Source organism: Myroides marinus (genome assembly GCF_900109075.1).
In the GTDB taxonomy this organism is placed as follows: domain Bacteria; phylum Bacteroidota; class Bacteroidia; order Flavobacteriales; family Flavobacteriaceae; genus Flavobacterium; species Flavobacterium marinum_A.
This window is the reverse complement of the sequence record NZ_FNYS01000010.1, coordinates 22,094-42,712: the sequence shown is the minus strand read 5'-3', so window position 1 is coordinate 42,712 and position 20,619 is coordinate 22,094. Positions and strand designations below refer to the sequence as shown.

At 34.5% G+C, this 20,619-nt stretch carries 21 protein-coding genes; 8 read left to right on the top strand and 13 right to left on the bottom strand.

The window, feature by feature from the left end:
• Positions 1 to 9: 9 nt before the first annotated feature.
• The 5 genes from BMX53_RS11285 (at position 10) to BMX53_RS11265 (ending at position 4,449) form a co-directional block, all read left to right on the top strand.
• Positions 10 to 216, top strand: coding sequence for a CcoQ/FixQ family Cbb3-type cytochrome c oxidase assembly chaperone (locus BMX53_RS11285; RefSeq protein ID WP_038985980.1), 207 nt, complete (start codon positions 10 to 12; stop codon positions 214 to 216).
• Positions 213 to 1,190 (top strand): cbb3-type cytochrome c oxidase N-terminal domain-containing protein, encoded by a 978-nt coding sequence (locus tag BMX53_RS11280; protein ID WP_038985981.1) that lies wholly within the window; start codon positions 213 to 215, stop codon positions 1,188 to 1,190. Before BMX53_RS11285 ends, BMX53_RS11280 begins: the two co-directional genes overlap by 4 nt.
• Positions 1,191 to 1,839: 649 nt before the next feature.
• Positions 1,840 to 3,273, top strand: a complete 1,434-nt coding sequence (gene ccoG, locus BMX53_RS11275; RefSeq protein ID WP_074746407.1) for a cytochrome c oxidase accessory protein CcoG — start codon at positions 1,840 to 1,842, stop codon at positions 3,271 to 3,273.
• Positions 3,274 to 3,291: 18 nt separating this feature from the next.
• Positions 3,292 to 3,750, top strand: a complete 459-nt coding sequence (locus BMX53_RS11270) for a FixH family protein (protein ID WP_074746405.1) — start codon at positions 3,292 to 3,294, stop codon at positions 3,748 to 3,750.
• Between the two features lie 3 nt (positions 3,751 to 3,753).
• Positions 3,754 to 4,449, top strand: coding sequence for a sulfite exporter TauE/SafE family protein (locus BMX53_RS11265; RefSeq protein ID WP_063176623.1), 696 nt, complete (start codon positions 3,754 to 3,756; stop codon positions 4,447 to 4,449).
• A 225-nt stretch (positions 4,450 to 4,674) separates the two neighbouring features.
• Here the strand turns inward: BMX53_RS11265 and BMX53_RS11260 are convergent, their stop codons facing one another.
• The 9 genes from BMX53_RS11260 to BMX53_RS11220 form a co-directional block, all read right to left on the bottom strand.
• Positions 4,675 to 5,301: a WbqC family protein gene (locus BMX53_RS11260; RefSeq protein ID WP_074746403.1), complete on the bottom strand. Its 627-nt coding sequence runs from the start codon at positions 5,299 to 5,301 to the stop codon at positions 4,675 to 4,677.
• An 8-nt stretch (positions 5,302 to 5,309) separates the two neighbouring features.
• Positions 5,310 to 6,902 (bottom strand): signal peptidase I, encoded by a 1,593-nt coding sequence (gene lepB / locus BMX53_RS11255; protein ID WP_074746402.1) that lies wholly within the window; start codon positions 6,900 to 6,902, stop codon positions 5,310 to 5,312.
• Between the two features lie 37 nt (positions 6,903 to 6,939).
• A complete protein-coding gene (dapB, locus tag BMX53_RS11250) occupies positions 6,940 to 7,644 on the bottom strand; it encodes a 4-hydroxy-tetrahydrodipicolinate reductase (protein WP_038985987.1) in 705 nt (234 codons plus the stop codon).
• Positions 7,645 to 7,656: 12 nt separating this feature from the next.
• Positions 7,657 to 8,241, bottom strand: coding sequence for a DUF5683 domain-containing protein (locus BMX53_RS11245; protein WP_038985988.1), 585 nt, complete (start codon positions 8,239 to 8,241; stop codon positions 7,657 to 7,659).
• The gene (locus tag BMX53_RS11240; RefSeq protein WP_038985989.1) at positions 8,241 to 9,146 is read right to left on the bottom strand and encodes a ParB/RepB/Spo0J family partition protein; all 906 of its coding nucleotides are present in this window, start codon (positions 9,144 to 9,146) and stop codon (positions 8,241 to 8,243) included. Before BMX53_RS11240 ends, BMX53_RS11245 begins: the two co-directional genes overlap by 1 nt.
• 28 nt (positions 9,147 to 9,174) lie before the next feature.
• Positions 9,175 to 9,939, bottom strand: coding sequence for a ParA family protein (locus tag BMX53_RS11235; protein WP_038985990.1), 765 nt, complete (start codon positions 9,937 to 9,939; stop codon positions 9,175 to 9,177).
• Positions 9,940 to 10,199: 260 nt separating this feature from the next.
• Entirely contained in the window at positions 10,200 to 11,789 is a 1,590-nt protein-coding gene (bshC, locus tag BMX53_RS11230) for a bacillithiol biosynthesis cysteine-adding enzyme BshC (protein WP_074746400.1), read from the bottom strand.
• A gap of 156 nt (positions 11,790 to 11,945) precedes the next feature.
• Positions 11,946 to 12,233: a MafI2 family immunity protein gene (locus BMX53_RS11225; protein ID WP_074746398.1), complete on the bottom strand. Its 288-nt coding sequence runs from the start codon at positions 12,231 to 12,233 to the stop codon at positions 11,946 to 11,948.
• 23 nt (positions 12,234 to 12,256) lie between these two features.
• A complete protein-coding gene (locus tag BMX53_RS11220; protein ID WP_074746396.1) occupies positions 12,257 to 12,562 on the bottom strand; it encodes a hypothetical protein in 306 nt (101 codons plus the stop codon).
• Positions 12,563 to 13,097: 535 nt separating this feature from the next.
• Between BMX53_RS11220 and BMX53_RS11215 the strand changes: the two genes are divergently transcribed.
• Entirely contained in the window at positions 13,098 to 13,574 is a 477-nt protein-coding gene (locus BMX53_RS11215; RefSeq protein ID WP_143061422.1) for a hypothetical protein, read from the top strand.
• 167 nt (positions 13,575 to 13,741) lie between these two features.
• Here BMX53_RS11215 and BMX53_RS19115 read toward each other — a convergent pair whose 3' ends face one another.
• The 4 genes from BMX53_RS19115 to BMX53_RS11200 form a co-directional block, all read right to left on the bottom strand.
• Positions 13,742 to 13,909 (bottom strand): hypothetical protein, encoded by a 168-nt coding sequence (locus tag BMX53_RS19115; protein ID WP_167357248.1) that lies wholly within the window; start codon positions 13,907 to 13,909, stop codon positions 13,742 to 13,744.
• A gap of 7 nt (positions 13,910 to 13,916) precedes the next feature.
• Entirely contained in the window at positions 13,917 to 15,254 is a 1,338-nt protein-coding gene (locus BMX53_RS11210; protein ID WP_074746392.1) for a c-type cytochrome, read from the bottom strand.
• Positions 15,255 to 15,256: 2 nt separating this feature from the next.
• A complete protein-coding gene (locus BMX53_RS11205; RefSeq protein WP_240485541.1) occupies positions 15,257 to 16,708 on the bottom strand; it encodes a c-type cytochrome in 1,452 nt (483 codons plus the stop codon).
• A 127-nt stretch (positions 16,709 to 16,835) separates the two neighbouring features.
• Positions 16,836 to 17,723 (bottom strand): AraC family transcriptional regulator, encoded by an 888-nt coding sequence (locus BMX53_RS11200; RefSeq protein ID WP_074746390.1) that lies wholly within the window; start codon positions 17,721 to 17,723, stop codon positions 16,836 to 16,838.
• A 126-nt stretch (positions 17,724 to 17,849) separates the two neighbouring features.
• On the opposite strand from BMX53_RS11200, the gene BMX53_RS11195 reads away from it, so the two are divergent.
• Both BMX53_RS11195 and BMX53_RS11190 read left to right on the top strand, forming a co-directional pair.
• Complete coding sequence (locus BMX53_RS11195) at positions 17,850 to 18,269, top strand: GNAT family N-acetyltransferase (RefSeq protein ID WP_074746388.1); 420 nt, start codon at positions 17,850 to 17,852, stop codon at positions 18,267 to 18,269.
• 149 nt (positions 18,270 to 18,418) lie between these two features.
• Positions 18,419 to 20,617 carry a B12-binding domain-containing radical SAM protein gene (locus BMX53_RS11190; RefSeq protein ID WP_074746386.1) on the top strand — a complete coding sequence of 733 codons (2,199 nt, stop codon included), beginning with the start codon at positions 18,419 to 18,421 and terminating at the stop codon, positions 20,615 to 20,617.
• The last annotated feature ends 2 nt before the right edge of the window (positions 20,618 to 20,619 follow it).

The window sequence follows — 20,619 nt, the reverse complement described above, 5'->3', positions numbered from 1 at the left end:
TGAATCAATATGCTAAAGTTCATTAAACATAATATGGAAACAATTGGTGGAGTAGAGATATTTCCTATTATTTCACTACTTATTTTCTTTACATTCTTCGTAGGTCTTTTCTTTTGGGTGTTTACTTATAAGAAAGAGACAATAGAAGAATTAAGCAATATGCCATTCATGGATAATGAAGAGCAAAATGTTGATAGTAATTCAGAAAAATTATGAAAAAATTTTTTCCAGTATATGTAAGAGTTCCTCTACTGTTTGCAATATTCTTTTTTGCAATTGAGTGGATAGTTAGAGGAGACAGTGATAAACCTGCTTTTATAGAACATCCTGTTGTACTTATTTTATTAGGTTTATTTTTATTCGCTTTGATTGCTGTTGAAATGGTGGCATCTGCAACGAGTAAAATTATGGATCGCTTAATGACTCCAGAAGAGAGAGCTCAGAAAGAAAAAGAAGCTAGTCTTCCTTTTGCTGAAACTCCTTGGGTTAAGAGATTAATGCAAAAATTAACTAGTACCAAGACTATCGCTCAAGAGGGGGATATTATGATGGATCATGATTACGATGGTATTAAAGAGTTAGATAATGAGTTACCACCATGGTGGGTTGGTCTATTCTATGTGACAGTTATTTTTGCAGTTATTTATTTGTTGAGATTCCATGTATTTGATGGTGATAGTCAAGTAGCTGAGTTCGAAAAAGAAATGATAGCTGCTAAAGAGCAAGTTGAAGAATATAAAAAGACTGCTCCAGATATGTTAACTGCAGATCAAGCTGTATTCTCAGATGATCCAGCAGTATTATCAGCAGGTAAAGCTCTTTTTGATACAAACTGTGCAGTATGTCACAAACCTGATGGTGGAGGAGCTATTGGACCAAACTTAACTGATGATCACTGGATCTTAGGTGGAGGAATGAAAAATGTCTTCAATACTATTTCTGAAGGTGGACGTCCTGGAAAAGGAATGGTGCCTTGGAAAACTAACTTCAAACCATCAGAGATTGAGAAAATTGCATCTTATGTAATCTCTCTAAATGGTACTGTACCAGCTGAAGCTAAAGCAGCAGAAGGAGATATCATTTGGTCTAAGAGTGAATTAAGTGCTGATAAAGCTACTGAAGAAACTCCTGCAACAGAAGAAGCTCCTGCAACTACTGATGCTGAAGTAGCTCCAGAAGCAGCAAATTAAAATCAATAGTAATGTGTGCTATTGAAGTTTAATTACTTTGAAGTACATCTTACTGTATTATAATATAAGAGGGCTAAGCTATTAATTTAGCCCTCTTTTTATACAACAACATTTCAAATACAAAAGAGTTTGACTTTTTTAGTTTGTTTGTGTTAATAAAGCGTGATGTTAATGCTTTTTTAAAGGTTTTAGAGTGTTTTTTAATGGTCTTTTTCGTAACTTTATAGTGGTATTTAAAAATGGTCTTACAAAAGTATTTTCTTTATAAGGAGATAGCTTTGATAGAGCAAATTATAAGATAACATTAGTGAAAGTAGTAGGAAGATACTTAATAGGTATGAGTAAAAATCCTTTTTAAAGATTTAATATTTTATGTTTTGATAACACTTAAAATAAGTAAATCGTCTCTTTCAATTTAGATTTGAGGTTTAAAGTAGGAGTAGTGTTTACTGCTCCAAATAGAATCAAGAAAAGATTTAAATAAGTTATAACGTATGAGAAATCTATACAGCGACAATATATGTAGGTTTCTTATATAGACAGAGGAAGACTGTCAAATTCTGTGCGTTAAGCACTTTTATAAACTAACATAATAAGAATAGAGCTGTAAGCCAATTTATGCTTTATGCTCGTTGAAAAACATTTTACTATGGCTACAATACATGATGAGAGTTTCCGTGACTCCATAGGTACAATTGACAAAGATGGTAAAAGAGCTTGGATTTATCCTAAGAAACCTTCTGGGCCTTTTTATAATAAACGTAAGATAGTTAGTTACGTTTTAATATTGTTTCTTTTTGCGGCACCATTTATTAAGGTAAACGGTAATCAGTTTTTACTGTTTAACGTAATTGACAGAAAGTTCAATATTTTAGGATTCCCATTTTGGCCTCAAGATTTTTATCTTGTAGTAATATCACTGATAATAGGAGTGGTCTTTGTTACTCTGTTTACGGTATCATTTGGACGTATATTCTGTGGATGGATTTGTCCTCAGACTATTTTTATGGAAATGGTTTTTAGACGTATAGAGTACTGGATTGATGGTGATAGAGGAGCTCAAGTACGTTTAGATAAACAACCTTGGAATTCAGAAAAGATAAGAAAGAGATTATTGAAATGGTTCATATTCTTTGTAATATCATTCTCTATAGCTAATGTGTTCTTGGCATACATTATCGGAAGTGATGTTGTGATTCAAATGATGAAAGATGGGCCAGCTGATCATATGGGACGCTTTGTAGGATTAATTATTTTTACAGCAGCTTTCTATTTTATATTTACTTGGTTTAGAGAGCAAGTATGTGTCATTGCTTGTCCTTATGGTCGTTTACAAGGAGTATTATTAGATAATAAATCTATTATTGTTGCTTATGACCACGTTAGAGGTGAGGCTGAGAATGGTAGAGCTAAGTTTAAAAAAGGAATTGATAGAGCAGCAGAAGGAATAGGTGACTGTATCGACTGTAAACAATGTGTGAACGTTTGTCCTACAGGTATAGATATTCGTAATGGTACTCAGTTAGAATGTGTGAACTGTACAGCTTGTATTGATGAGTGTGATCACATGATGGATAGTGTAGGACTACCTAGAGGATTAATCCGTTACGCATCTGAATCTGAAATATCAGAGGGAACTAAGTTTAAATTTAGTTTACGTCAAAAAGGATATACTGCGGTATTGTGTATTTTAGTGACAATATTAGTTGGTTTATTATTTTTACGTACTGATATTGAAGCAACTGTTTTACGTGTAGCTGGTCAAACATATTCACATATTACAGTGAACAATGAAGAGAATATCAGAAACGTATATACTTTCAAAGTGGTAAATAAAACAATGAAAGACTTCGATAATGTTACTTTTAAATTATCATCTCCTGAAGGTGGTGTAATTACTGTTGTAGGTAAACCAATTATTAAAGTAATTAAAGAAGGATATGCTGAAGGAACAATGTTTATTGATGTACCACAGTTTGTTTTAGAAAGTCATAGGACTAAAGTGAAAATAGAGGTTTATGAAGGTGATAGATTGATTCAAACAACATCTACAAACTTCTTAGGCCCTAGAACATTGGATTAATATTAAAATTTGTTAGGTATGAAATTTAATTTTGGAACAGGAATAGTTATTGCTATGGGACTTTTTATGGTCTTCATATTACAATACGTTATCCGTGTACAAATGGATAAGAAGTTTGATAATGAGTTGGTTACTGAAAATTACTATCAACAAGAGATAGAAGTGGATGGTAGACATGATAGAGAAGTAGCTGCTTTAAAATTAGATAAGAAATTAACGATTGAAACAACGAAGTCTGGAGATATCTCTATTGTATTCCCTTCTGACTTTGACGCTAAAAATATTACAGGTAAAATATTCCTATATAGACCGTCTAACCAGAGATTAGACTTTGATATGCCTATATCACTGTCTTCTTCCAATTTGCTCATACCTAACAATACGCTGGTAGACGGTCGTTGGGATATTGCGGTAGAATGGTCTTATGATGGAGCAGATTATAGAAATAAACAAAGCTTAACTGTAAAAAAAGATTAAATAGTGATTACAGCTCTTATATTTGGACTGATTAGTAGTCTTCACTGCATCGGTATGTGTGGACCTATAGCTATGATGTTGCCAGTTTCTAAGAGTAATGGGGCTAAGAAAGTTGTGCAGATATTCACCTATCACTTAGGTAGGATATCTGCATATTCTATTTTAGGGCTTGTCTTTGGTATGTTTGGTAAGGGCTTATACCTAGCTGGTTTGCAACAGCAAATGTCTATTGTTGTTGGAATATTAATGATAGTATTTATCCTTATACCACAGAACAAACTTGGAAACTTTGGTTTTTTAAAGCCATTTTATTTTGTTGTCAATAAAGTAAAAGCTAAACTGGGAAGTCAGTTTAAAAAACAAGATAAAGGAACATTGTATTTTATTGGTTTTTTTAATGGATTCTTGCCGTGCGGTATGGTGTATGTTGCTCTTTTTGGAGCATTAGCAACACAGAACGTTACTTTAGGTATGCTTTATATGATCTTATTTGGAGTAGGTACTATTCCATTGATGAGTTCTATTATTTATGTAAGAGACATGTTCTCTCCTAAAGTTAGAAATGCTATCATGAAGTATTATCCTTATGTGATAGTATTGTTCGGAATGTTGTTTATTATTAGAGGCCTTGGCCTTGATATACCATTCTTGTCACCAGATAATTTAAATTTATTTGTTAGGGGAGAAGCTGATTGTTAATGGATTGAAATATTTTTAAAAAATAAATTAAAAAAATATGTGACCTTTTTCATAAAGGTTGTCTTAAGTATAACGATAGAGTCATCAACTCTTTTTAATGCTATGAAAAGGGAAATTATTATGTTGATTGTTTGTTACTTATAATCTATCGTTAAGTACTTAAAATAATAAGTATAAAATTGCGCTATGAAAGAAAAAAAGCAGACCATTGGTCTGCTTTTTTTTTTATATATGTAGGTTACTTTGTTTCTTTAAGTAATCTATCGCATGTCTTCCTTCATTGAATAAAAGATCTAGTATGCTTAGATTGTTTAAATAACCGTGTTTATCGTCAAAAACTTGGATGTAAGGATCGAATGTATTCAAATCTTTTTTTCCGTTAACTAGAGGTCTTAAATCGACTATGTCTGAGTTAAGCTCTTTTACATATTCTGTAGTTTGCTCAAATGGTAGATTGATTCCTAAACAAGAACACAGTACTTCGTGTATCTGTAAGTTTAAATCTAACATAAACTCTGGTTTTCCTTCGAATATAGGGCGTATTTCGTCTTCAAAGTACTCAAAGTAAGGAGAAGTCCTATAAGCTGCTTCTAAGCTTTTAAAATGCTGTTTTTGCCATCCAAAAGCATGTTCTATTCTAACATCCTTAAACTTTTGTTTTGTATCATCCGTATGTTTGATAGGGATGTTTAACATCTGTCTTCCGTTAGCACTATAGATAAAAGCTCTATTTCTATTCGTTTGTTTTTGAAAGTTATCTTCCATTTCAAAAGTCACTTTATCTGCTTGTAACATTGCAACAAAGTGACTTATTGAAGGAAAATAAGTGGGATGAATAAGTATGTTATTCATGTCTTATTTTAGTATTTTGAATTCTTTTTTTCTTTTCTCTTCTTATAGGTATTATATCCTATTAGTCCTATCATAGCTACTAAGAAGTAAGGGAAATATGATGTTTGTTTACCATTTCCATTTACAGTAGTAAACATTCTGTCCCAACGGATTTTATCTAAAGCTTTTGACCAAGGAATGTTTTGATCTAAACTCAACCATACAAATACAGGTTTACCTACAATGTGATCTTCAGGTACAAATCCCCAATATCTACTGTCTTCAGAGCGATTTCTATTATCTCCCATCATAAAGTAGTAATCTTGTTTGAATGTGTATTTGTCAGTAGCTACATCATTAATGTAAATCTGATTGTTCTTAACCTCTAGTTTGTTTCCTTCGTATACTTGGATTGCTCTCTGATACATTGGGAAGTTTTGAGAAGTTAACGTAACAGTCTCTCCTTTAGCAGGAATATGTAAAGGACCTAAGTTATCTTCATTCCACGTTGGTTGATTATGTGGAAAGATAGCTGTAGCGTATGCTGATTGCATATATTCTTTTGCTTGTTCTGGCAACCCTTTAGTTACACTCAATATTTGAGACATTGATTTAAGAACTTCTACATTCTCGTCTGTTAAAGCGAAGAAAATAATAGTTTTAGGATCATTGTTGTAATACGTAACACCTTCTCTAAGGTTTAGACGTTGTATTAGAGCATTTAAATCTATTGGAGTTCCATCAGTTCTTACAGTATAGGTGAACTGTACTCTAGCACGGTCATTTAGTTTTAATTTCTCATTATTGATGTAAACATCACCATCTTTAACAGTAAGGTTTTCTCCAGGAAGACCTACAGCTCTCTTAACATAGTTAGTTTTCTTGTCAATAGGTTTATCTACAGCTGGTCTTCTCAGCGGATCGTTGAATTGATATACTGTATCAGTAGGCCAGTTGAAGACAACGATATCGTTGTGTTGTACTTTTTGGAAACCTGGTAATCTAAAGTATGGTAAATGTGGCTTCTTTAAATATGAATTCTTTTTAGTGAATGGCAACGTGTCGTGTACCATTGGTAATGCTACAGTAGTTATAGGAGTTCTAGCTCCATAGTGAAACTTACTTACGAATAAGAAGTCACCTACTAACAAAGTCTTCTCTAATGAAGAAGTTGGAATAGTATAAGGTTGGATCACATAAGTATGAATTACAGTAGCTACTACTACTGCAAATAATACAGAACTAACTGTCTCTCCTGAACTAGTAGTTGCTTTAGTACTTCTGTTTTCTACATATTTAGCATCTGTAGCGTAATTAACATAATAGATATATAAACCTAATGTTACTACACCTAAGATAGTATCTACTGTTTTGTTTTTACCAAAGCTTCTTAATGTCTCCACCCATACTACAGGGAACATAATAAGATTAACAATAGGAATAAACAATAAAATAACCCACCATTTAGGTCGGTTAATTATTTGCATTAATACTACTGCATTATATATAGGTACAATAGCTTGCCAGCTTTTCTTCCCAGCTCTTACATATAATTTCCACGTTCCAAGAAAGTGAATAACTTGTACTAATAGAAAAAACAAAAACCATTCAGACATTGTCATAGTTTATTACTGTTTTAATGATTAATAGTGAAGATAATTATTTTTTTAAATTAAGAACATCTTTCATAGAGAATATTCCTTTTTTATTCTGTATCCATTCAGCAGCAACCACCGCACCTAGAGCAAAACCTTCTCTATTATGAGCCGTGTGTTTGATCTCGATTTGATCTATTGCAGAATCGTAGAATACACTATGCGTACCAGGTACACTATCTACTCGTTTAGCATCGATGTGTATTTGGTTATTTTGAGCATTGTCTAATGTCCATTCTGTATAAGCAGAATTATCGATGATACCATTAGCTAGAGTAATGGCTGTACCACTAGGAGCATCTAGTTTTTGAGTATGGTGTATTTCTTCCATAGAGACCTTATAGTCTTGTAGGTTACTCATCATCTTAGCTAAATAACTATTTAGTTCGAAGAATAAGTTTACACCTAAACTAAAGTTAGAACCGTATAAAAAAGCACCATTGTTCTTAGTACATAGCGCTACCATATTATCATATTCTTCTAACCATCCTGTAGTACCAGATATAACAGGCACACCTAATTCGAAGCAAGTAGATATATTCTGTACAGCAGCAGATGGCACACTAAAATCTATCGCTACATCAGCATCTTTTAGCCCATCATAATTATCTGTACTTTTTTTGCGTAGTACTATTTCATGTCCTCTCTCTATGGCAATTCTTTCAATGATTTGACCCATTTTGCCATATCCTAATAATGCAATTTTCATTAAATACGTTTTTTAGAAGCGATATTCTACATTTATCGCGTATTGGAATTGGTTTTGATTCTGAAGATTCATTCTATCTAACTCAAATGCAGGTTTGATAGTAAGGTTTTCATTTACGTTAAACTGCATTAAGTGCGCATCTACGTTAGCATCTATGATACTAAGTATGTAAAAACCTGCCGTAATTACTACAGATAAATCTCTGTTACGTCTATAGAATTTTTGAGCCTCTAAGATACGATCATTATCTAATCCTCCGAAAGTCGGATCATTAGGATCATTTATACCTTGAAGGCGTTTTTTATATTCATCACGATATCTTGTATATTGTCTTTGGTTATCCGCCCAGAAGTAAGCTGGAATACCAATACCTGCATATACTAAAGGTACTTTCCAATATTTCTTATTATAAATCTGACCTACACCAGGTATAACAGAAGCGTAGAATGCTGCTCGAGAGGGAGCCAATGGATCTAAAGGCTTATCTTCTTTCGAGGTTTCAACAGTAAATTTAACGTCTTCATTTACAGTTTGAGCATATGTGGGGTGACAAACTGCTCCTATGAAGAACAATAGGATTAATAACTTGTGTTTCACTAATTTTCTAATAGTTTGATAATACGATTTAAGTCCTCTTCAGAATGGAATGGAATAGATATTTTTCCTTTACCATTATTCGAAACTTTGATATCTACTTTTGTACCAAAGAATTGACCAAAAGATCTCGTATAATTCTCAGGAATACTAAATTCTTTATTCTTTTTCGGTAGAGCAGGTGATACTATACCTCTAAGTTGTTCTTGATATTTCTTTACGATAGCCTCCGTCTCTCTCACAGATAAATTCTCTGTGATGATTTGGTGGTATATATCAGTCTGTACATCTAAGTCCTCTATGTTAATGATGGCACGTCCGTGTCCCATAGAGATAAATCCATCTCTGATACCTGTCTGAATGATAGGATCTAGACGTAATAATCTAAGGTAGTTAGCGATAGTAGAACGTTTTTTACCCACTCTGTCACTTACCTGTTCTTGTGTTAGATTTATCTCCTCCATTAAGCGTTGGTACGACAGTGCAATTTCGATAGGGTCTAAGTCGTGACGTTGGATATTTTCCACTAACGCCATAGTCAATGACTCATTATCGTTTGCTATACGGATGTAAGCAGGTATAGAATCTAGACCTACTATCTTAGACGCTCTTAGACGACGCTCTCCAGAGATTAATTGATATTTATTAAACTCAATTTTTCTAACTGTAATAGGTTGTATTACACCTAATTCTCGAATACTTGTAGCTAATTCTTGTAAAGACTCTTCGTTAAAATTTGTTCTAGGTTGAAATGGATTTATCTCGATAGAATCAATATCTAGTTCGATAATATTACCGATTACCTTATCAGCATTATTATCTTCGATTGATCTAATATCATTATCCGGATCTTTTAATAGAGCCGATAGTCCTCTTCCTAAAGCTTGTTTTTTAATTGCCTTTGCCATAATATTCTAAATAAATAATCTAGTTTAGTTAACTATTTTTGCGAATAATCTCTTCTGCTAGATTGATGTAATTCGTTGCTCCTTTGCTTGTTGCATCATAATTAATGATACTCTCACCAAAACTTGGAGCTTCACTTAATTTCACATTTCTCTGGATAATAGTATCAAATACCATATCGTTAAAATGTTTTTGTACCTCTTCTACCACTTGGTTTGACAAGCGAAGACGAGAGTCGTACATAGTTAATAATAACCCTTCTATATCTAGATTAGGATTGTGTATTTTCTGTACACTTTTAATAGTGTTTAATAATTTTCCAAGACCCTCTAATGCGAAGTATTCACACTGAATTGGAATAGCTACTGAGTCAGCAGCAGTTAATGCATTTAGAGTAAGTAAACCTAAAGAAGGAGCACAATCTATGATGATATAGTCAAACTTATCTTTGATAGATTTAAGTGCTTCTTTTAGCATATACTCTCGATTTGGTTTATCTACCAATTCGATTTCGATAGCCACTAAGTCAATGTGGGCAGGGATTAAATATACATTCGGTGCTGTACATTCCACGATAGCTTCTTCTGGCGTATTACTGTGCTCTAGTATTTCATAAGTTCCTATTTCGACAGAATCTACATCAATTCCTAATCCTGAGGATGCGTTAGCCTGAGGGTCAGCGTCTATGATAAGTACCTTTTTTTCAAGTGCTCCTAGAGAAGCAGCTAGATTGACAGATGTTGTTGTTTTTCCAACACCACCTTTTTGATTAGCAATAGCAATGATTTTACCCATTTTACCAAAAGAATGTTTTTATAATTGGTAAAAATACGATTATTTGCGGCTCTACAAAATCTTATTTATCAACATTTTCCTAAAAACATTAAAATTCAATATCTTATAATAATAAATGCCATCTGTTCTTGAAATGGCATTTATTAACTGATATCATTATTTTTATCTAAAATTATTTTTCTTATTCTCGCTTTTGAACAAATCGAATTATCTAAAAAATATTTTAGTTTGCTCTATTCGTCTTTAATCTCAAAAACAAATTACAAGACTACGATGTCAAACTCGTGACTTAATGGTTCTAGTTGATCAAACAAAGTTGTAATTAACTCATCTCCAAATTCTTTGTAATAGACAGAGAAGTTAACGATACGTTCCTGAAGGCTGTTATTAGGGAACAGCTCATTCTGTAGTAATGTGATTCGCTCTAACTTTTCAGCGTGATTTCTCTTCTCTGCTTTTTGCAATCGTTTTTCTAGATTTTCTAAACCTTTTAACTGTTTTACTTTTTGAGCATTTACAGCACCTATAAAAGATTTGTCGGTTTGTAAAGCTATATTCTCTAAGGTTTTAAATTGTTCTTCTAAGAACTTGCGTTGCTCTTCAAAATCAAATTGTATAGAAGAGAATTCTTTTGTCTTAGCGTTGATTAACTGGCCTTGTTTAGTGAATACATCTTTCCATGTTAAATCTAGTTTGTCTAGTTTATCTACCTGTTTAGAAGTAGCTAGTAGAACAGAATTTCTCAACAATAGCATAGGGAAAGTTACCTTGTGTAGGTCAAATACTTTTTTTAGTTCTAACCAATAGGCTAACTCACCACCACCACCTGTGTAACACAGATTAGGCAATATTACCTCTTGGTATAGCGGTCTAAGGATTACATTAGGGCTAAAGCGTTCAGGGTGCTTATCTAGCTCTTCTAATATAGCTTCTTTAGAGAATGTGATAGAAGTGTTATTTACTTTATATACCTCATCTTCAAATATAATACGCTCTCTTAGATTGTCCTGAATATAGAATAGGTTTATCTCACGAGGATTTACCTGTATGAAGTAATCTGCTAGAGTAGCATAACTTTTTTCAACCTCTTTGATAGCACTTTGGTTGATTAATTCTTCTTTTATGTGTGGAGCGAAAAGCTTTTTCAGTTCGGCATCATCACCATCTATAATCACTAATCCGTATGCCGCGAATAATTCATTCGCTAAGTAGCGTGTAGCATCCGTTAGATTGTCGTGTTTTAGATATGCGTTTTCGAATAGCTCTTTAATACGCGTTGCATTAGTACCTACCCCGATATGAGATTTAAATACCTCGAATACTTTATCTAGTCCTTCAGTACTTAATCTTCCTACAGGGCCTTTGCTCTCTTTGTTCCAACAGATTACTTTTTCTTCAAAGACGAAGTGATTTATCTCTTCGAAATCGTGATCTTCTGTAGCCATCCAGTACACAGGTACGAAGTTGTCAGTAGGATATTTAGCTTTTAATTCTTTGGCTAAGTTGATTATAGATATAATCTTGTATAAGAAATATAGGGGACCAGTAAATAAGTTTAACTGATGTCCAGTAGTCACAGTGAAAGTATTTTCTTGAGCTAATGCATGTATGTTGTCTAAGGTCTTGTCAGAAGCCTTAGTGTTCTTATATTGACTTAACAATGCCTGACAGAGTACAGTTCTATGTGCAGCAGGATAGTTAGCACGCTTTTCGTCTATCTGTTGTTTAAAGTTCTGTATCGTAGGAAAGTGATTATATAAGTGTCTTAGACTATCCTCTTGATTGAGGTAATCTACCATTAGTTTTGAAAAATAGCCCGCGTTCTGAAACGTAATTTTGTCTAAAGGCATAGTGTTTATTTTTTGCTAATTTAAACAATAATCGCTTTTTAAATTCAGGTTTAACGTTGTTTAAAGATTATTGCTTGTACTTATAAATTAAATAACTAAAGTCTAAAATACGCTTTAAGTAGTCGTTTAGCTATTGATAACCTACGGTATATATGCTTATTGCTTCTTTACATAAAACCATCCCTTATAGGCGTTAAGCTCGTTGATAGGTCTTAAGTCATGTATCATCTCTATGTATTGGTATTTGAGATTGGGCAGAGACGCCATCATCTCAGTGATAGCGATATCTACAGCTTCATAGTCATCCTCTGTATGTACTGTACTTAGATATACGTATAAGGAAATACTGTCTTCTGTATAATCATAAGCAATAGCTCTAAAGTGATCATCTATTACTCCAAAGAAGGCAGGTATCATGTTTAAAAGTAAGTCTTGTTGTGTCATGGATTAGATTGTATTAGTAATGTTTATTGACAATGTGGTAATGCTTTTGTCAATGTGTTTTCTATATCCTCTAATGTTTTACAATGTGCTTTAAAGAGGGGAACTTCCCAGTTGTAATCCTTTATGACTTGTATCGTGAATTGCCCTTGAGCATTAAACTCTGGGTACCAACCAATGTCCAGTAATGTATTATTATCAAACTCTACTTGCATTAGGTCTTCTTTGAGTTTATCTATCATCTCATCAGTAGTCAGACTAAAGTCTAGATATGTTAATGTATCATAGGTGATATTGCCTCTGTATTGTTGTATAAGTGTTTTAATAGCCATTATATTTTACATAGATAAACCTATTGCAAGATAGTAAACAATGTAGTAATGATGAATGTAACACTCCATAAATAATACTTTTTATGACTATATTTAGGTTGTAGTGCCCTCCTTTGGATTTAATGAGCTGATATGCTCTTTTTGGCTATTTATGAATATTAATTTTGATTTTAATATATTGATATTCATGGTTTTGATTGTTTTTAGAAGTTTTTTGTTTTGATATTGTTCGGTAGTATACAGTGTTTACTTGGGGTTAGGAGCTATTTTGCGAACCATACTAAACTCGTACCCAAATCATCTCCTTATGAATTGTTGGTATATTCTGTTAGAACAAGAGCAGTTTTGTTTTGGCTAAGTCCATATTGAGTCCATACTGAGTCCATAGTGACTCCATTATATTAGCTGTTTTTAATGGAGTCATTGTAGACTTATATTAAACTCATATTAAATGCATCCAAAACAAGGGTACAATATGAATGAAAGGGTAGTGCTATGGGAGGGGTATTAGGTGTATTTATAAAAAGTTCTATTTTTGATTAAATTAAAAAAAGTAAAGGTAATGAGTGAACAAGAGAAGAGACTGTCTTATCAATATTCGACGTGGTATATACTAGGTAATATGTTAATGGCAGTATTGTTTTGCAGTGTGTTCTGGACGCGATTTGCTATGACTGATTTTGAACATAGTCTTATCAGTGGATTGCAGATAGCAGTGGCACTATTCTTTGTGGTATTAGTGATTAGTCAGTTGTTATACCAATGTACTGCTTATGTCAGACAAGATAAGGTAGTGCTTAAGAAGTTGTTTAGAGACGAACAGCAATATGCTTTTAAACAGATAGTAAATGTAAAAAAGTATAACCTAAGTAGAGTACACTACGTGGTAGTGACAATGCGCAATGCTAATGGTACTACTGAGAAATATATGATTATGAATATCTATACGTGGTATGCACAGTCAAGATATGATGCCAAAGAAGTATTAGAGGAATTGCAAAATAAAAGATAAAAAATATCCCTTATTAGTTAGATAATGCATCGTTGTTTATGAGATATAGTCAGTTATGAACTAGTGTGTAAGGGAGCATACACTAGTTATGACAATAATAACTAACTACAGGTAACAATATCGATTATCTAGTAATAAGGGATAAAAAAATATAGCTATGAAGACTATTAATACAGTCCTTTAATAAATTGGTATTCTTTTTCTTCTTTGATTTCTTTCTTCCATAACTCTTTGTTTTTGTTAGAGTACAGATACAGTTTAATCACTTTAGATACAATGATGGCACAGATAACCACGATAGCCAGCAGTACCAGAATGGTGAATGTTTTAATCATAATGTCCTTATTTAATATTTAGTATATATTGAGTTAGATCTTCCATATCTGTATCATTGATTTGAGGGAATGGAGGCATCTGTGGAGCGTCAGGTCTTTTCTTACCTGGGGACTTAATCCACTTGATTAGATCTGCTTTTTTATCAGTATAGATTTCTTTCATCTCTGTCACAGGAGGTCCTACTAATAGAGAAGTCTCTTTATGGCAGGCTGCACAGTAGTTATTAAATACAGCTTTGCCTTTGGCAGTGTTATCCCCAGAAGCCTCAGCTGCTGCTATAGCTTCATTAGCCTCAGCCTGTTTGTTAAGTGCTTGTTCTCTTGCTTCTTTTGATGCTTGTTCAAATTCTGCTGTTTTCTGAGCCATTAATTCACGGTGAGGGTTTAGGGCATTTGCTCTATAAACGTGTCGTCCACTTCCCATAAATACGACTACGATACTCATAGAGATAACGATACGTCTGAAGTATTTATTTAAGTCAGCATCTGAGCCTCTAAGTGTCTTGATCATATAGTACACGGCATATACCGCTACAGCTACACCTGATAATATCACGCTCATCATACTCCAGCTAAATCCTTTAGCAGGTAGAGTAGCCATCACGATAGGACCAAATAAGAATTGGGCTACTGATGCTCCTAAGGCTAACTGATATCCGATACGCTTTACTTTCGCTCTTGTGAATACTTGAAAGTATTCTTCGAATGGATAGTTTTTGCGTCCCATATACCAAGTGATAAATAGACCTGTAAGGGCTAGTGAAGCACAGATAAAGTGGAAGTAACGTGGGAATACGTTTGGTAGCGCTAGTGCTGATAAGAATCCTCGTACACTCATCCACTTCTCTGGGAATAGCATTAGATTGACATTCACTAAGAATATTAGTGGAATGAATAAGAACATAGCTACTGCTAATGCGTTGATAGCGATGTGTAGCAGCTTCATGTTCGCCATAGCTTCCCATGTGTATTTATGTAAATAGGTCAGTAAGAATACGATGGCAACCATAGGTATGATCAGTATCCACATAATACCTGTCAGTGAGTTAGCTGTGTAGAAGTATATAGTGTATAACGCATTGATACTAAGTAGAGGTGCTACCCCTAGTACTACAGCTAATGATTTGTTTACAGTTATTGTCGCAGCTATTTCTTGAGCTAATATGTCATATTCTTTGTTTCTCAATCCTTTTATTTCAGCCCATAAAGTTGCTATCGAACCACCTACCATAAGGTTGACAAATACGATGTGTGCTAAGAACGATACTACTAATAGAATGACTAATAACCATTCTGGTAGTGGTAAGTCTAAGGGTATATCTTTAGGTAATGGAGTATTGTTCATGATTATTGTTGTTTAGTTTTTTGTTCTATAAAGTGTTCTACAGAGTGTGTAGGGTTAAGATGTGCTCCTGCACTCTGTGCCCCTTCTAATGTCGCTCCACTCTGTTGTAAATAGAATATGTAATGTGCTAAGGCATCGAGCTCTTCTTCGTTACCTGGATAAGGTGGCATATACGTCCTACCGTTGTGCATATTTGGTATATACGCCTTCATAGAGTTAATGTCTAACGGTTTGCCTTCGCCATACATTTTCTCAAATACGAATATGATAGAGTTAATCCCTTGACTCGTGTGACATCGAGAACACGCTATCATAAATACGTCTTTACCAGCCTCTAGTTTGTTCTCTTCTGTTATCTCTGTGATAGAGGTATAGGTAGAGTGCTTTAGGATACCATCTCTCTGTAATAAAGGGTAATCTTCTTCTCTAATAAGGTTAGAGTACATATAGTTACCGATAACATAAGGTTTACGGATAAATTCTCTAACGCGTTCAAAAATTCCTAAGAATCCAAGTGAAAGTACAAAAGGTATAATCACTATAATTAGATTTACTTTCTTAGGTTTCCACAGTGTCCAGATAGCTAATAGCGCTAATGAACTAGTGGCTATCAGAATAATGTATTTTAGTAAATCATAGTATTTAGCGAAGTCCATAGTACCTACTGCTGTACTCATATTAGCAGTCATAGCTTCTGGTATCACATTATAGTAGTAGATAGATGCTAATATTGACATCGGTAGCCATAGCAGTACCCATGTAGCTGTAGTCTTAAGGGCCGTAGGTCGTATAGGACTATCTTTCTTAGTAAATAACATGATAAGCAAAAATCCGAAGGCTCCTGCTACTACCATAGCTGTAGGCGTTCTGAATAGTAGCTGAGGTAGGTATATAGGGTTGGTTAATGCACTTAGTAATGATTGGTCTTCTACCCAGTTACCAGGGTCCATCATAAATCCTAAGATAGCTACGATAATAGCCATAGTCAACCAAGAGAAGGCAGATAGGAACCAACCAAAACGGATATGACGTTGTTTAGCACGTAGTGACTTGTTAGAGTTTTTCCACGTTAAGAAGTAGATCATGATAAATACTACTTCGGATACGAATACAATCCACTCTGTGAACCATCCCCAGTAGAATACGCGAATCAAACTACCAATAGAGTTAGGACTAATCAACGCTGCTGAGAACCAGATACCGACTCCTGTCATCGCTCCCATAGTGGTAGTAATCACAAATCCGACCATCATCATACGTTGTACCATCTTATCCCAAGCTAAATCGGTGATATCTTCTGGTCCACTTTTGACTACTCCTTGTTGTTCTAATAAGGTAATATAGGGTAAGAATCCAACGGCTAACCCGTGGTTTATAAATACGTGAATAATCGCTATCATCGCAATGAGGAAGCGGTCATTCAGCCAGTCTAAATGAAATAGAGGAAAATCCATAATGTATTATTTTTCAGCAAAGTTAGAAGTCTGGCTACTGAAATATATTACACTAAACGTGGTGATATTTACACTAATCAATTGAGATTAGTGTGATAATGCGGAATTGTGTTTATTTATTTAGTTATTAGTTCTGTTTTCTGAATTCCTCAGGAGATAATCCCGTATTCTTTTTGAAGAAACGAGAGAAGTAAGCACTGTTCTTAAAGTCTAATTCATAAGAGACTTCTGTGATGGATACATCAGCATTGACTAATAATCTTTTGCACTCTAGGATTACTCTGTTTCGGATAACTTCACCTGCTGTTATTCCCAACACTTTTTTGCATAGAGAGTTGAGGTGATTAGGCGTGATATGTAGCATATCAGCGTATTCTCCTGGTAGGCGTTTAGCGACAAAGTGCGTTTCTACTAACTTCTCAAAGTTCTTGATGATAGAGTGTGCTCCTTTAGTCTCGTTGCACTCTTCAGGTTCGAATACTTTTTTGACTAAGAATAACTGTGTCTCTAAGAATAGTTCTAACATCAACACTTTGATGTAATCTTTCTGTAGAGGCTGATTCTCTAAGGAGGCGTAATATATCTTCTCAAACTTAGTGTGTAGTGTCTCATAGCACTTCTCACATGAGAATTTAGAGTACTGTGCGTTACCTCCAAAGAAGGTAAACTCCTTTAGATAGTTTGGGTTCACTAAGAATGTGCGTAGAAAGTTCTCATTAAAGTTGATTAAAAAGCCTTTAGTACCTGGCTCAAACTCCCATTTGTGCACTTGTGAAGGATTTAGATAGAACAGGCATTTCTCTTCGATAGAGAATTTCTCAAAGTCAATAGAGTGTACTCCCTTGCCTTCTGCTACGAAGAGTATCTGGTAGAATGCGTGTCTATGTGGTGAGGATACCACATTGGGTCTATTAGAAATAAACTCTTCTAAGCGATATACCACACAGTCTTGTGATATATTGTTATTGTCGAGTAGGTTACAGATGTTGTAAATAGGAATACTGTTGTTCTCCATATTTCTAATATTTTAGACAAAGATAGGAATATGTTAAATTCTTTGAATGGTGAATGTATAGAAATAAACTATGATGTGATTTAGATTTAATAATTTAGACTACTATAATCGGTTAATAAATAATATATGGAAATAAAGATAAGTACAGAAATAGAGGATAGTAATGCGATGAAAATTAAGGAGATATTGTCTTCTTATAACCTCAAGCATACTACAGAGCTTGTGGATTGTGTGAACGAATCACTTGAGATTACACTTACTGATAATGATGAGGTGATAGGTGGGATACTTGGTCGTTCGCTTTGGGGAACATTAGAGATACAGAGTCTTGCTGTCAAAGAGAGTTATAGAGGACAAGGACTTGGCAAGAAACTAATGCTAGCTGCTGAACAAGTAGCAGTGGATCGAAAGTGTAAGTATATATCATTAAATACTTTCTCTTTTCAAGCTTCAGACTTTTATCAATCCTTAGGATTTACAGTGTTTGCAGAGGAGAAGGACTATCCGCTGGGGTACGCTAAGTTATACTTGCGTAAGGTGTTGTAGGAAGTGATAGGAGTATAATATGATTGTTTTTATTGTAATGTGTTGATTATTTGTTTGTTAAATTGTAATTAAATATAAATGGGAGTATAGAAGATACAGTTTTTTACTCCATTGAATAGTAGTATCTTTGCACTCCAAAATTAGATACAGTGAATACGACAATAGCTTTTATAACTCCTCCGTTTACACAGTTAAACACACCTTATCCAGCTACGGCTTATATTAAGGGGTTTCTGAATACCCTAAATATAGATAGCTATCAGGCTGACTTAGGGATAGAGGTTATATTAAAATTGTTTAGTAAACAAGGACTAGTAGATTTATTCGATTATGTGCATGAACACATAGAGGAAGTATCTCCTAACATTCATCGTATCTTAGCCTTAGAAGAAGACTATATCGCTACTATAGACGCTGTAATTGCTTTCTTACAAGGCAAAAATCCTACGCTAGCACATGCTATCGTACAAGAAGACTATTTGCCTAGAGCTTCTCGTTTTGAGCAATTAGAAGAGTTGGAGTGGGCATTCGGTACTATGGGAATACAAGATAAGGCAAAGCACTTGTCAACACTGTACTTAGAAGATTTATCAGACTTAATCGTTGAGACGGTAGATACTAACTTTGGGTTTAGTAGATATGCAGAGCGTTTAGGTCGCTCAGCTCATACATTCGATGAGATGTATGAGGCACTTCAACAATCATTGACTTATATCGATGAGATTACTATAGCGTTACTTCAACAGCTAATAGATAAGACTAATCCTAAGATTATAGGTTTCTCAGTACCTTTCCCTGGTAATTTATACAGTAGCTTTAGATGTGCTCAGTACATCAAGAATAATCACCCTCATATTAAGATTACAATGGGAGGAGGATTCCCGAATACGGAGTTGCGTTCTCTAAAGGATGTACGTGTATTTGAATTCTTTGACTTTATTACGTTAGACGATGGAGAAGCTCCATTGGAGAATTTGATTTTATATGTGGAAGGTAAAATCACTCAGGAAGAACTAAAGCGTACACTGATTGCTAAAGATGGTGAGGTAGTGTATATCAATAATCCTCTAAAGCGTGATTATAAACAAGCTGAGGTAGGAACACCTGATTACTCTGATTTACCATTGACGGAGTATATTTCTGTAATAGAAGTAGTAAATCCTATGCACCGTATGTGGAGTGATGGTAGATGGAACAAGTTGATAATGGCACATGGATGCTATTGGGGTAAGTGTACATTCTGTGATATTAGCTTAGATTATATCAAGGTGTATGAACCGATAGCGGCTAAGCAGATAGTAGATCGTATGCAGACGCTGATAGAACAGACTGGTGAGACTGGGTTTCACTTTGTAGATGAAGCTGCACCTCCTGCACTGATGCGTGAAGTTGCTTTAGAAATTATCAGACGTAAACTAACTGTGTCATGGTGGACGAATATTCGCTTTGAGAAGAGTTTTACAAAGGACTTGTGTTTACTGCTAAAAGCATCTGGATGTGTGGCAGTATCAGGAGGATTAGAGGTAGCGTCAGATCGCTTGCTTAAGCTAATCGATAAAGGTGTAACTGTAGAGCAAGTAGCTCGAGTGAATAGAAACTTTACTGAGGCGGGGATATTAGTACACGCTTACTTAATGTATGGTTTCCCTACACAGACTGCTCAGGAGACTATTGACAGTTTAGAGATGGTACGTCAGTTGTTTGAAGCTGGAGTGATGCAATCAGGTTTCTGGCATCAGTTCGCGATGACGGCTCACTCTCCTGTAGGTATGAACCCTGAAGAGTATAAAGTAGAGCGCGTAAACGCTGAGATGGGGACATTCGCTAATAACGATGTACCTCACGTAGAGATGAATGGTGCTATACATGATAAGTTCTCATACGGATTGAAGAAATCACTGTTTAACTTTATGCATGGCATGTGTTTTGACTGGCCGTTAAACGAATGGTTTGATTTTAAAGTACCTCGTACGAGTATATCATCTGATTATATATTTAGTTGTTTAAACAATGAACCTCTGACTGTGTGTAAGCCTAATCAAAAGGTAGTATGGCTGGGGACATTCCCTTATATAGAATACTTCGAAAAGAAGAAAAAGAACAGGGTGTTTGAGATGGCTCAGTTAGTGTTTTATACTAAAAAGGAGACTATTGCTGTGGATGTGGATAGAGTAGTAGGTGATTGGTTTGTACACTTTGTAGAAACATTAAAAGAGAAAGCTTCACAAACAATGACGTATCAGGAAATGAAGAAAAGCTTTGAGGATTTTACAAATGAAGACTTTGAACCATTCTGGTACTCTAAACCTGCATTGGCATTAAAAGATATGGCGTTATTGGTTTTATAATG